Source organism: Bartonella sp. W8167 (assembly GCF_016100335.1).
GTDB lineage: Bacteria > Pseudomonadota > Alphaproteobacteria > Rhizobiales > Rhizobiaceae > Bartonella > Bartonella apis.
In genome coordinates this window covers 318,788-332,050 of the sequence record NZ_JACFSQ010000002.1, presented here as the reverse complement: position 1 = coordinate 332,050, position 13,263 = coordinate 318,788, and the positions used below count along the sequence as shown (strand labels likewise).

The following is a 13,263-nucleotide window of genomic DNA, read 5'->3' as shown; positions in this document are numbered from 1 at the left end:
TCATCGTCACCCACAACGCGTAAGGAATAATGATGCCCCGACTTTTTGCCGCATTGGAAGTCCCGCATGATGCCGCATTGTCCTTGTCACTGTTGCGAGGCGGTTTACCTGGTGCACGTTTCATCGAAGTGGAGGATTATCATATCACCCTGCGTTTTTTCGGTGACATGAGCAATGAAATTGCTGATGAACTCGTTCACGCACTTGATCACATTGAAAGAAAGCCTTTCAATCTGCGACTGAAAGGAATTGATGTCTTCGGTTCGAAAACGCCGCATTCGATTTATGCAAGCGTAGAACCATGTGAGGAATTATTGCTTTTACAAAGCGACATTGATCGTCTTGCCAAGAGACTTGGCCTCAAATCGGATAAAGGAAAATATATTCCTCATGTGACAGTTGCTCGCCTGAAACAGGTGAAGCTTGACGATTTATTGCACTATCTTTCTTCTCATGGACATTTTGAAACGGGGTATTTTCCGGTCAATCGCTTTGTGTTGATGTCATCGCACGAGTCAATTGGCGGCGGGCCATATGTTATTGAAGACCATTGGGATTTTTCAAGACAATAAACGGAAAATCGGGTCCTTTTATTTGAACAGCCTTCTGATGCTACGTGTGTTTTTTTCAAAAAAACGTCGTAGAGAGCGGGTATTCTTTTCAATAAAAATGCCAATAGTTTTTCGTTTTTTATGTTTTAATATACTCGCAACTGAATTATTTTTGATTACAACATGGCCGTTCTCTTTGCCGAATCCACTTTCATTCCGGATAGCGTCTTTTTGAGAAAATGGATGAGGAAAAACTTTCTCTAAATCCGGGATACTACGGTATCGTACACGCTCCGCTTTTTCAATTGGTGTTCCATCCCGATACATACCGTAGTACCACCATTTGCTAGGAAGATTTAATGGCGTATTTTCTTCTACCATATGTTCATACTTGTCCCAGAGCTCGAAGACTTCGTGATTGTCTTTTGCGTAACGTTTTGTCATTGTGCGACCAACCGGTCCAAGTTTTGTATAGTGATAAAAACGTAATGGGAAAATATCGTTCACGTAAATGCATTTATTGGTAATTGAAATTTTTCTATGACTCAAATTCCAGCTGGCAACATTATATCCCGGATCACGTAAAATATAAACGCCGTCGAACATTGCTGGAACTAAATCAAACCATTTCTGATCTACAAATAGTCCTCTGGGAAGATCGTCATGACAATATTCGAGCAATCTGTCATTCCACCAATTAGCAAGTCGCTTACCGTTTACATCATTGCGAATCGCAAGAAACCCTAAATTGAATACGCCGTAATTGAGTGCAGCGATTTCGTTATCAATAATAGCAATTTCCTCATCTTCAGGCGTTACCTGGTGAGGCGTGACAATAATAGAATGCGAATCCAACAAATCTATAATAGGCGACAAGCTGTTATAAACGGCAATATCGGGGTCCAGATAGACAATTTTATCGTACCCCATGTCTGTGAACTTTTTTAGAAAAGGTCCTTTTACAGCAGTACAAAGTTCAACAACATCATGACCGAACATCCATGATTCGTAATTCTCAAGTCCCATGTCTTCAATATAATAGACAGTATCAAATGGCTCTTCCGCAAGATTAAAAATAAAACCGTCAGGCTCTTTATCTATCATAACTAGAGCAAATTCATAATCTGAATTATACTTTTTAAAGGATTGCGCTAATACACGTGCTTTTGCCAGGTAACCGAATGTGCAGCTTGTAAATATCAAATTCATAATGACTAATCCAATTTTAAGTGTTTGTGTATGTCATCTTACTTAAAATAAGCGAACGGTATTTTTTGTTTAAACGACGGTCTATAATTGTTCGGTAGTTTTCAGAATCTTTTAAATATTCTACGAGATCGGGTATACCGCGATAGACATAACCGTGGGACTGTTCTCTGACGACTTTAGCAGCGTTTCCCGACAAATAATTTGTTACGACAAATGTGTCAGCAGCGATTGCTTCATAAGTGGTTAAACAAAAAGTTTCCGGCCAAAGCGAACCAATGAATGCGATGTCAATATCATGTTTTATGAGTTGATCACGCATCTGGGCAGTTTCTTCAGCGTTTGTAACAACTTTTACGAAGTTATATTGCTTCGAACGTGGAGCATAGCTAGCGAAAACATAAAATGAAAAGGGGGAAGGTTTTTCGTTGAAGGCGGAAATAAGGTCGATAAAATCGTTCCAACCTTTGTGATATACAGGTGTGCCCACAAAAGCGATTTTTAAATTTTGATTGGTTTTGTCAATCCGGCATTTATGTTCTTCACCCAACGTATAGTGCGGAATAACACGGATAGAATGATATGGTAATTTTGATTTATCCAACCAAAATTGTTTAGTAAAATCTGAAGGCGAAATAACAACAGGTTTGATTTCATCAAAAAAATCTTTGAATTCTTTAGCTTGGTTAATGCGATCATATCCTGCATTACAATTTTCGCATTGTTTAGAATTAGAAACAGGTGCACCGCAAAAAATCACGTTGTTCCGTAACAGATTAAAATTCGGGCATAAGGTTGTGTAATCATGTATCCAAAAATACCACTTCACTTGGCATTGTAATGAAGTTCCAATGTCAATGATTGAGCGTAGATTTAGTCCTAATGGTGAATGTATAATGCTATCTGCTTCGTTTACAGGCAAAGTCTTTAAAGCGCGTATCAGATTATCTGCGATTGTAGTGCCTATGTTTTTACCGTTAAGATTTATTCCTAAAGGTAATTCGGCTGCCAGGTTGTCATTGACTAACCAGGTTCGTGCTATCTTGGGGAAAATGTGAAGATAACTTATTCCTTCAAGATGAACAGCTTCTTCTTCGGTTTTTATACATTTTTGAATGCCACCATTATTTTCAAGATAATTGTCGTGGCTGAATGAAATAATTAATTTATCATAATTGATGATTGATTCTTCAAATATATTCTTAAGTATTTCACAATCAAGCAGTTTATTTTTTGAATGAAGATGGAAATCTAACCTATTTTCTTTTTCGGATATAGTTTTCGAATTAAAGATAATATCTTCAATAGCTTTTTTTCCCTGATCATATGGAGGGGTCTTCGACATAATTAAGCTTTTACCTCAGTTAATTGACCGCTATCGGCATTAGAATTGTTTAATTGAATAACGGCTTTACTCAACAAGGCTAATAACTCGATTTTATCCAAATCCTCCCATTCTGTCCTTCCCCATCTGGGGATATAAGAGCGTATATGATTGAATTCTTTTGTTGATTTGAACTCCCACATGAAACATCCAAGTGCTTTTAATTCGTCACACATTGTTACGGGAAAGCGCGAAGCAAGAACATTGGATTCGCAGGCTATATTAAATAAACGTTTCTTGGAAGAATTATAATTATTTTTATTGAATGCAGGAAACGCACATAGATATAAATAAAACCCACTTTCTAACAAAAACTCAATTGTATTTTGATGAGAGCTATCGCTGTTTTCCTCAAAAAACACGATTTTAGCTTTCTTTTTTATATAATTTTTATCACTCTCGATGATATCGGTTTCATGACCTTCAGCATCTATCTTCAAGAAGTCATAGTTACCATATTGTTTTCGGATTTCGGAAAGTGGTATAATTTCTACTGTTTTGTCACTCGCACCGTGCGATTCGACAAGATGTGTTCCGCCGAGATTTTCATGTTCCACAGATAATGTCCAATGGCGATCATCCCGCTTCCCAGCGGCCGCTTCAACCACGGCAAAAGGAACATGACTATTTTTATCCAAATTTTGTTTTAGTGATGGAAGTACCAAGGAATTCGGTTCTACGGAAATGATTTTTCTGGCTCCGAACCTAGATAAACCAAGTGAGAAAGTGCCTATAAAGGCACCGATATCCACCGCTACATATCCTGGCTCGAGAATAGTAGAGGCAAAATAACATTCTAACAGCCCCCACTCACCATATTCAGACAGACTTTGATAAATAAAATCGTGTTCAGGAAGGTCGGCAACCATTTCTCCGTAATAAGTGTCTATTTTTTTCATTATAATTTATATTCTTCTGTAAAAAATAAAAATGTTATTTTAAAAATAGTCTAACGTATTTGTTCTTTGAAATAAATATCCCAAGTTTGGAATTTTAGAGAAAAACATGTTTTGGTCTTGATGTTGTTAAGCAGAGAATTGGCCGGTCTGACGCATGCCGTTTTATATGCTATGGACGGGATAGAATGAACAACGACATTTCTTTCGTTGGCGGTTGTTGTCGAGTTGAATATTTTGCGTGCAAAATCGGCCCAATTCGTTTTTCCGTCAGGAACAAGATGAAAAATACCACGCCAATTTTGTGGTGGAATTTTACCTGTTACTTGCTTGCCAATCGTAATAATATTGTTAGCGATAAAATCGGCACTTGTTGGAGTTCCCCACTGGTCACTCACAACGTTTATTTCGTCATGCGTTTGCGCCAGCCGGATCATCGTTTTAACAAAATTATTTCCAAATTGGCTATAAACCCAGGCGGTGCGCAAAATGATGTGGTTTGGATTGGCTTCCATTACGCCCCACTCGCCTTCCAGCTTGGAAAGGCCATAAACATTCAGTGGTCCTGGAGCATCATCTTCCTTATAACCATTTTCATTTTGTCCGTTAAAGACATAGTCTGTAGAAATATGAATGATCGGCAAACCATTGTCTCGCGCGATTTCAGCAACGTTTCTGGCACCGTCTCTGTTGACAGAAAATGCTTCCTGAATCTCGGTTTCGGCCTTATCGACAGCAGTGTAGGCAGCGGCGTTGACAACGATGTCAGGCTTATAAACTTGGACAGCTTTTTCAATTGAAATCTTATCAGTGATATCAAGTTCGGGTCGACCAAGTGCAACAATTTCAACGCCATCTTGTGTTGAATGCAGCATAGATTGCGCAACTTGACCATTTTTGCCGGTGACCAGAATTTTCACAGTTGTTCCCCCTTTTCAAGCGATTTTTGCACGTTCTTTTAACGGCTGCCACCACCATTTATTATCAAGATACCACTGGACTGTTTTCTTCAAACCCGTATCAAAAGTTTCCTGCGGTTTCCAATGAAGTTCTGTCATGATTTTTGTTGGATCAATCGCATAACGCCTGTCGTGTCCGGCCCGGTCTTTAACAAATGTAATGAGTTCCCGATAGGATTTTCCATTTGCACGGGGCTTGAGTACATCAAGAATGTCACAGATAGATTCGACGACCTGAAGATTGGTTCGTTCATTATGTCCACCAACATTATAGCTCTCGCCTATCTTGCCATGGCAGACAATTGTTTCCAAAGCCCGTGCGTGGTCCTCGACATAAAGCCAATCGCGAATATTCTTTCCCTCACCATAAATAGGCAGTGGCTTTTCATCAAGCGCGGAGAGAATAACAAGCGGAATAAGTTTCTCGGGAAAATGGTATGGACCATAATTATTTGAACAATTGGAAATAACAGTTGGCAACCCATAGGTATGATGCCAAGCACGCACCAGATGATCCGATGAGGCTTTCGAGGCAGAATAAGGAGAAGACGGGTTATACGGTGTTTGTTCGGTAAAAATACCAGTATCAAATGGCAGATCTCCGAAAACTTCATCGGTAGAAATATGGTGAAAGCGAAATTTTGCTTGTCGGGCAGGATCCAATTTTTCAAAATAATGGCGCGCTGCTTCCAATAAACGGAAAGTGCCTACAATATTTGTCTCGATAAAAGCTGATGGACCGAGAATTGATCGATCTACATGACTTTCGGCGGCAAGATGCATAATGGCGTCGATTTGTTCGTTTTTCAAAATTTCAAAAACAGCATCACTGTCACAGATATCCAATTGATAGAAATGGTAGTTTTGTTTACCAACCAATGTTTTTAAAGATTGAAGATTTCCTGCATAGGTCAGCTTATCAATATTAAAAACATCATATCCCTTATTAACAAGATGTCGGCACAATGCCGACCCGATAAAGCCTGCACCGCCAGTCACAAGAACTTTCACTTTGTCATCTCCGCAAAATCGAAGAGCTCGGCATCTTTTAAAAATGGTGCATTTTTGTCTTTTTCTGAAAGCTCGACATGGGCAAGGTTGATCGGCCAACTGATCGCTATGTCAGGATCGTCAAAACGAATAGAGCGATCACATTCGGGAGCATAATAGTCTGTGACTTTATAGACAAATTCACAATTGTCCTCAAGCGTTAGAAAACCGTGTGCAAATCCCGCAGGAATATAGAATTCGTTCCATTTTTCAGGTGAAAGTTCAACACTCGTCCATTTGAGAAAAGTTGGCGAACCGCGTCTTATATCAACGGCAACGTCAAATACACGTCCCCGTGTTACACGAACGAGTTTTGTTTGTGCATGCGGAGTAAGTTGGTAATGCAATCCCCTTAAAGTACCGGCTTTGGCGGAATAAGACTGATTATCTTGAACAAAAATATCCTTGATACCGTGAGCCGAAAAATCTTTGGCATTATAAGTTTCTGAAAAAAAGCCGCGATTATCTCCGAATTTTTTAGGCTGAATTATAAAAACATCGGGAATAGGCGTTTTATTGACTTCAATCATTACCGATCTCCGTAACAAGACGTTTTAAATACTCTGCATAGCCGGTTTTGCCTAGCTGATCGGCCCGTTGTAAAACCTGATCAGTTGTCAGATAGCCAGCATTATAAGCGATTTCTTCGGGGCACATTACCTTGATGCCTTGTCGTTTTTCAATCGCTCTAACATAAGACGACGCATCATGAAGGCTATCATGAGTACCCGTATCAAGCCATGCGTATCCGCGTCCAAGTCGGACAACCTGTAAACGCTTTTCAGCAAGATACAAGCTATTAATATCGGTTATCTCGAGTTCTCCACGAGCAGAAGGTTTTAAATCTCGTGCAAATGAAATGACATCATTGTCATAAAAATAAAGTCCGGTAACAGCCCAATCGGATTGTGGTTTTTCCGGCTTTTCAACAAGTGATTCTGCCATACCTGTTTGCTTATCAAAACTTACAACGCCATATCGCTCGGGATCATCGACACGATAGGCAAATACCGTTGCGCCGTTTTTGAATGATTTCGCTTTTTCAAGCTGGTTCGCAAGGCCGTGACCGAAAAAAATATTATCGCCAAGTACAAGTGACACATGGTCATCACCTATGAATTCTTTGCCAATTATAAAGGCTTCGGCAAGGCCATTCGGATGGGCTTGTTCGGCATAAGAAAAATTAATTCCATAAGCGCTGCCATCGCCCAGCAATTGATGGAATAACGGGAGGTCACGCGGCGTCGAAATAATAAGGATATCACGGATTCCTGCCAGCATAAGAACGCCAAGCGGATAATAGATCATCGGCTTATCATAAATTGGCAAAAGTTGCTTTGAAATTCCCAAAGTTGCCGGATATAGTCTCGTTCCGCTCCCTCCAGCAAGAATAACCCCCTTCATGCCAATAGCCTCATTTGAATAGTTTTTTTGAAAACAAGCAAAATGCTATTTAGGTGTGTCACGAAATATATCCACAAAGAGTTCGAGAAAAAATCAAGTCTTAAATTCCTATATCTATTGTAACAAAGTTTATCATAAAATGCATGAATGCGCATCTGTATAACAAAGATATAAGAGCAATTTTTACGTCTTATGTCTGTTTTTTAGTCACCTGTCAAAATCATAATTGGCATAAAGATCTCTTTATATCCCTGTTGCGCCATTGTGCGACATCTGTTAAATCACCGGAAGCTAAAATCTTCAAGGAGTGCATAATGGCTGCCAAAGAATATATTATCAAGGATATCGGCCTTGCCGACTATGGTCGCAGAGAACTCGATATTGCCGAAACTGAAATGCCGGGTCTGATGGCCTGCCGCGAGGAATTCGGCTCCTCTCAACCATTGCGTGGCGCCCGCATTTCCGGTTCGCTGCACATGACAATCCAGACAGCCGTTCTTATCGAAACGTTAAAAATGATCGGTGCAGATTTGCGCTGGGCTTCATGCAACATTTTTTCAACGCAGGATCATGCTGCCGCAGCAATTGCCGCAGGTGGTACACCGGTTTTTGCCGTCAAGGGCGAAACACTTGAACAATATTGGAGCTATACTGATGCCATTTTCCAATGGCCGGATGGCAAGCCTTCAAATATGATTCTTGATGATGGCGGTGATGCAACAGCTTACATCCTGACCGGTGCCCGCGCCGAAGATGGAGAAGATGTTCTTTCAAATCCGGAATCCGAAGAAGAGGCAATCTTTTTTGCCCAAATCAAGAAACGCATGAAAGAAACACCCGGTTTCTTTACCCGTCAACGTGATGCCATCAAAGGTGTGACAGAAGAGACAACAACAGGTGTTCATCGTCTCTATCATTTACAGGAACAAGGGTTGCTTCCGTTCCCTGCAATCAACGTCAATGACAGCGTGACAAAATCCAAATTCGACAACCGTTATGGCTGTAAAGAATCGCTGGTTGACGGTATTCGCCGTGGTACCGACGTGATGATGGCTGGTAAAGTTGCTATTGTTTGCGGCTATGGCGATGTTGGTAAAGGTTGTGCTGCGTCGCTTTCTGGTGCCGGTGCACGCGTCAAGGTTACCGAAGTTGACCCGATTTGCGCCTTGCAGGCAGCTATGGATGGTTATGAGGTTGTAACACTTGAGGATGCAGCACCGACCGCCGACATTATCATTACCGCAACGGGAAATCGTGACATTGTTCGTCTTGAACATATGCGCGCAGTCAAGGATATGTGCATTATCGGCAATATCGGGCATTTTGATAACGAGATTCAGGTTGCTTCGCTGAAAAACCTGAAATGGACAAATATCAAGCCGCAAGTCGACATGATTACATTTCCGGACGGAAAACGCATTATCCTTCTTTCAGAAGGGCGTCTGCTTAATCTCGGCAATGCAACAGGGCATCCTTCTTTTGTTATGTCGGCGTCTTTCACCAACCAGACATTGGCCCAGATCGAATTGTTCACACGTGGCGAGAATTATAAAAATCAGGTCTATGTTCTGCCGAAACATCTTGATGAAAAAGTTGCTCGTCTGCATCTTGATCGTCTTGGTGTCAAGCTCACGAAACTGTCGGAAGAGCAGGCTGCTTATATCGGCGTACCGGTTGAAGGTCCGTTCAAGCCTGATCGCTATCGCTACTAAAACCGGTATCGCTGAAAGAAACCAAACTGTATTAATTATTAAAGGTCGGGTAAAAATGCCCGGCCTTTGTTTTTTTGAAGATACTTCACCTGAAAAGCATAGACATGTATGGTTAAGCTTGATTCGGCTAGATATGATCGAGAAATCAACTTTGCAGGCAAAAGGTGGATATAAAAGCAAATTGTTGTCGGGGATTTTCTCGGACCTGGTTGTTTTATTTTGTTTTGCGGCAATGTCTGTTTCAAGTCATGCTGCCGGTCTTCACGCGCTTTCTGACTTTGACAGCTCAAGCCTTCAAATAGTTGTTTTTGGTGGCGTTATTGTTGCGGCATTTATTGTTTGTCTTGGCATTTTCAATCGTTTTTCGTCAAAGAAGCTGATTGAAGAGAACAACAATCAAATCGACCATTTGCAAAAAATTGATAATTACGAACTTTTGCTGACACATAGCGGGCAATGTGCGGTTATATGGAAAACGCCGGTTGCTCTCCCCGAAATAATCGGTCACATGGTTGCACTTGATAAAGCGGGCATAAATTCTCCGGACATATTAAGGTTTGGCCAATGGCTTGATGAGAATGAATTGCGCGTTCTTGACGATGCGTTGACTCATTTGCGACAGGATGCACAAACGTTTACCCTTTATCTTAAGACAAAACAAAAAACATTGGTTGAAGCAACCGGTCTTATTGCCGGAACTGCTGCAGTTTTGCGTTTTCAGGATCTTTCCGACCGACAGGAACAGCTTGCACAGATCGAGAAGGATGCAGCTTTCACGAAGACGATGCTTAAAATGCGCAATGTTCTTCTCGAGGCACTTGATGAGCCCGTATGGCTTATCAATAAAGATAATAGAATTATTTATGCAAATCGTGCGTTTCGGAAAGCCAGCGGTTATGACCCCGAGAAAGCACAGGATGTTTCATTGTTCAATGAAACAACGCGACAGAAACTTCTGGAAAGTAAACCGCTTTTCAAAGGACCGGCCTATGCCATTGTTGAAGGGGATCGGAGGCTCCTTGAAGTCACACAAGTGACTTCCGAAGACGGTGTTGCAACATTTGCTCATGATATCAGCACCATGGAAGAAATGTCGGAAGAGATGAAGCGCATGGCGCGCGGACATTCCGAAACACTTGACCAGATTTCAACAGCAGTAGCCATTTTTGGTCCCGATCAAAAACTGAAATTTGCCAATCAGGCTTTCGCTACGCTCTGGCCGTTGGATACGGTTTTTCTTGAGAGTGAACCCAGTCATACTCTGCTTCTTGATCGTTTGCGGGAAGAAGGCATCATTGCTGAAAAGCCGGACTGGAGGGGGTGGAAGGAAGAACTTTTTTCTGCCTATCGTTCGGGGGAACCGAGCCAGCAAATCTGGAATTTGCCGGATGGTCGCACGCTTAGGGTACTTGCAAGCCCGCACCCGCAGGGTGGCGTGACATGGCTTTTTGAAAATCTCACTGAAAAAATCGATCTCGAACGGCGTTATAACAGCCTCATTGAAATGCAAGGTGAAACGCTGGATCATCTCTCAGAAGGTGTTGCCTTGTTTGGTCCGGACGGGCGTGTACGTCTTACCAATCCGGCGCTAGCCAAATTATGGTCTTTACCCACCGAGCTCACAGTTGAAGGAACGCATATTTCAAAACTTCAGGCGGAATGCGCAAAAAAAACAACGAGCAACGCGTGGGATACATTCGGTGCATTTATAACCGGGTTTAGCGAAAATCGGGATGCCATTTCGGGGCGTATGGATTTAACAAATGGTGTTATTCTTGATTATGCCTTGGTGCCTCTGCCAAATGCACAGACCATGATGACCTTTGTCAATGTAACGGATACAGTCAATATCACCCGTGCATTGCAAGAAAAGAACGATGCATTGCGCAGTGCCGACGCATTGCGCAGCGAATTTGTTCGCCATGTGTCTTACGAATTGCGCACACCTCTTACCAATATTATCGGCTTTTCGGATATTTTGCAGAGCGGACTTTTCGGCACTCTCAATTCCCGCCAGCAGGAATATCTCAAGCACATCGCCTCTGAATCGGGTGCACTTCTTGATATCGTCAATGATATTCTTGACCTTGCCAAACTTGATGCGGGCATTATGGAACTTGATATTAAAGATGTCGATATTGCCGCTTCAATGGCTTTTGCAACAGAACGCACGACAGAACGCCTCGGTACCCGTCCGGTAAAAATTGAAGAAAAAATTGAAGACGGCCTCACGACGATTCCGGCAGATCAGGCAAGGCTACGACAGATTTTTGTCAATGTATTGAGCAATGCCGCCAATTTTGCTCCCGACAATAGTGTCATTACCTTTTCTGCAAAAAAGGACGGAAATGACATTGTCTTTTCTGTCCATGATGACGGAGCGGGAATTCCGGAAGAAATTCTGGATACTGTTTTCAAGCGGTTTTCATCCCACGCCCATCATGGTTCACGTGCCGGAGCAGGGCTTGGTCTTTCGATCGTCAAAAGCTTTGTCGAGCTTCATGGCGGCAGCGTCACAATAGAAACGGGGAATGCAAAAGGAACAACCGTTTTTTGCCGCTTTCCAGCTGAACGCCCTTCGCCCGCAACGTTGCTTCAATCAGAGGAAACAGAATGATTTTCAGTTTATTTCTTGAAGATGAAAAAGCAACCGAACGCTTTGGCGAGGATTTTGCGCTAGCTCTTGAAAAGGGTAATCTCGTTACGCTTGAAGGGGACCTTGGAACCGGAAAAACATCGCTTTCCCGTTCTATTGTTCGCACATTAGCGGATGATGACGGGATGGATGTTCCGAGTCCAACCTTCACACTTGTTCAAGTTTATGACTTGCCAAAATTTAGCCTCACCCATGCCGATCTTTATCGCATTAACGAACCGGAAGAAATTGACGAACTTGGCTTTGAAGAAGCGCGAGAGGCCGGAGTTGTTCTTGTCGAATGGCCGGAAAAAGCGGAAGGAGAATTGGGAAAGGCAGATTTTGCCATTTTTCTTGAGCATCAGGGAAATGGTCGAAAAATAACGCTTGAAGCGGAAGGCCGTGCTGCCGACCGGCTTAAACGTTCACTTGAAATAAGAGAGTTTTTAAAATCCAATCACCGTGGCAATTTCAAACGCCGCTATTTTACCGGTGATGCTTCGGCGCGTTCCTACGAGATTATTTATGGCAAGGATGGTCATGAGATTTTGATGAATGCGCCGGCAATGGAAATGCCCGAACAAAGTGGCCAGTCTTACGGGAAAATTGCCCATCTTGCGACATCGGTTAGCCAATTTGTCGGCATTGATCGGCTGATATTAAAAAATGGTTTTGTAGCGCCAGAAATTTTAGCGCAAGATTTAAAAAACGGTTTGCTCATTACCGACGATCTTGGGCGGGACGGCGTGCTTGATGAAGAGAGGAAGCCGATTGAAAACCGCTATATCGAATCGGGAAAATTGCTTTCTTCATTTCACCAGAAAGAGTGGCCCGAACATCAAAAATTCGATGATCTGACACTTGATATACCGGCTTATGATCGGGGGGTCTTGCAGGCTGAAGTTTCTCTTCTTCTTGACTGGTATTTCCCTTACTCTAACGGAACAGAGGTGAGTAAGTCCCTAAAGGAAGAATTCTATCGGCAATGGGAGCCGTTTTTTAAAATTTTTGAACAGGCAGAACGAAGTTTTGTTATGCGCGATTATCATTCGCCCAATATTATCTGGCGGGAGAATGAACAGGGTTTGAAAAAAATAGGCCTCATTGATTTTCAGGACGGGCAAATTGGCCCGACAGCCTATGATGTTGTATCACTCGCCCAGGATGCACGTGTTGCTATTAACCGCCCGCTTGAGGAGCATATCATCAAGGCTTATTGCGATGAACGCAAAAAGGGGGCGCGTATCTTTGATGAAGAAGAGTTCAAACTGGTCTATGCTATTGCAGGTGCGCAACGCGTTTCCAAAATTCTCGGTATTTTTGTTCGTCTTGACAAGCGTGATGGCAAGCCCGCTTATTTGAAACACTTGCCGCACTGCCGCGATTATTTGAAGCGCAACCTTGAACATCCGGCTCTTTCATCATTGCGTCAATTCTATATTGCCTCGAAACTGGTTGAAGAGTGA

At 42.2% G+C, this 13,263-nt stretch carries 11 protein-coding genes; 4 read left to right on the top strand and 7 right to left on the bottom strand.

What is annotated here, in order from left to right; all coding sequences use genetic code 11:
- The first annotated feature begins 29 nt into the window (after window positions 1-29).
- Window positions 30-572: an RNA 2',3'-cyclic phosphodiesterase gene (thpR, locus tag H3V12_RS08125; RefSeq protein ID WP_246787527.1), complete on the top strand. Its 543-nt coding sequence runs from the start codon at window positions 30-32 to the stop codon at window positions 570-572.
- A gap of 18 nt (window positions 573-590) precedes the next feature.
- Here thpR and H3V12_RS08120 read toward each other — a convergent pair whose 3' ends face one another.
- The 7 genes from H3V12_RS08120 to rfbA are packed head-to-tail and all read right to left on the bottom strand — an operon-like array spanning window position 591 to window position 7,450.
- Window positions 591-1,760, bottom strand: a complete 1,170-nt coding sequence (locus tag H3V12_RS08120; protein ID WP_198214265.1) for a hypothetical protein — start codon at window positions 1,758-1,760, stop codon at window positions 591-593.
- A 16-nt stretch (window positions 1,761-1,776) separates the two neighbouring features.
- Window positions 1,777-3,102, bottom strand: coding sequence for a hypothetical protein (locus H3V12_RS08115; protein WP_198214264.1), 1,326 nt, complete (start codon window positions 3,100-3,102; stop codon window positions 1,777-1,779).
- A 2-nt stretch (window positions 3,103-3,104) separates the two neighbouring features.
- Complete coding sequence (locus H3V12_RS08110; protein WP_198214263.1) at window positions 3,105-4,040, bottom strand: FkbM family methyltransferase; 936 nt, start codon at window positions 4,038-4,040, stop codon at window positions 3,105-3,107.
- A 50-nt stretch (window positions 4,041-4,090) separates the two neighbouring features.
- Window positions 4,091-4,957: a dTDP-4-dehydrorhamnose reductase gene (gene rfbD, locus H3V12_RS08105; protein WP_198214262.1), complete on the bottom strand. Its 867-nt coding sequence runs from the start codon at window positions 4,955-4,957 to the stop codon at window positions 4,091-4,093.
- A 15-nt stretch (window positions 4,958-4,972) separates the two neighbouring features.
- Window positions 4,973-6,007 carry a dTDP-glucose 4,6-dehydratase gene (gene rfbB, locus H3V12_RS08100; RefSeq protein ID WP_198214261.1) on the bottom strand — a complete coding sequence of 345 codons (1,035 nt, stop codon included), beginning with the start codon at window positions 6,005-6,007 and terminating at the stop codon, window positions 4,973-4,975.
- Window positions 6,004-6,576 (bottom strand): dTDP-4-dehydrorhamnose 3,5-epimerase, encoded by a 573-nt coding sequence (rfbC, locus tag H3V12_RS08095; RefSeq protein ID WP_198214260.1) that lies wholly within the window; start codon window positions 6,574-6,576, stop codon window positions 6,004-6,006. The genes rfbB and rfbC overlap by 4 nt, the downstream gene beginning before the upstream one ends.
- Window positions 6,569-7,450, bottom strand: coding sequence for a glucose-1-phosphate thymidylyltransferase RfbA (rfbA, locus tag H3V12_RS08090; RefSeq protein WP_198214259.1), 882 nt, complete (start codon window positions 7,448-7,450; stop codon window positions 6,569-6,571). The genes rfbC and rfbA overlap by 8 nt, the downstream gene beginning before the upstream one ends.
- A 311-nt stretch (window positions 7,451-7,761) precedes the next feature.
- On the opposite strand from rfbA, the gene ahcY reads away from it, so the two are divergent.
- From ahcY to tsaE, 3 genes are all read left to right on the top strand, one after another.
- Window positions 7,762-9,162, top strand: coding sequence for an adenosylhomocysteinase (gene ahcY / locus H3V12_RS08085; RefSeq protein WP_198214355.1), 1,401 nt, complete (start codon window positions 7,762-7,764; stop codon window positions 9,160-9,162).
- Window positions 9,163-9,295: 133 nt separating this feature from the next.
- A complete protein-coding gene (locus tag H3V12_RS08080; protein ID WP_198214258.1) occupies window positions 9,296-11,779 on the top strand; it encodes an ATP-binding protein in 2,484 nt (827 codons plus the stop codon).
- The gene (gene tsaE / locus H3V12_RS08075) at window positions 11,776-13,263 is read left to right on the top strand and encodes a tRNA (adenosine(37)-N6)-threonylcarbamoyltransferase complex ATPase subunit type 1 TsaE (RefSeq protein ID WP_198214257.1); all 1,488 of its coding nucleotides are present in this window, start codon (window positions 11,776-11,778) and stop codon (window positions 13,261-13,263) included. The genes H3V12_RS08080 and tsaE overlap by 4 nt, the downstream gene beginning before the upstream one ends.

Coding starts and splice junctions, on each gene's coding strand:
- H3V12_RS08120 (WP_198214265.1), bottom strand. CDS start 1,760: ATGAATTTGATATTTACAAGCTGCACATTCGGTTACCTGGCAAAAGCA.
- rfbA (WP_198214259.1), bottom strand. CDS start 7,450: ATGAAGGGGGTTATTCTTGCTGGAGGGAGCGGAACGAGACTATATCCG.
- thpR (WP_246787527.1), top strand. CDS start 30: ATGATGCCCCGACTTTTTGCCGCATTGGAAGTCCCGCATGATGCCGCA.
- rfbC (WP_198214260.1), bottom strand. CDS start 6,576: ATGATTGAAGTCAATAAAACGCCTATTCCCGATGTTTTTATAATTCAG.
- H3V12_RS08080 (WP_198214258.1), top strand. CDS start 9,296: ATGATCGAGAAATCAACTTTGCAGGCAAAAGGTGGATATAAAAGCAAA.
- H3V12_RS08115 (WP_198214264.1), bottom strand. CDS start 3,102: ATGTCGAAGACCCCTCCATATGATCAGGGAAAAAAAGCTATTGAAGAT.
- H3V12_RS08110 (WP_198214263.1), bottom strand. CDS start 4,040: ATGAAAAAAATAGACACTTATTACGGAGAAATGGTTGCCGACCTTCCT.
- tsaE (WP_198214257.1), top strand. CDS start 11,776: ATGATTTTCAGTTTATTTCTTGAAGATGAAAAAGCAACCGAACGCTTT.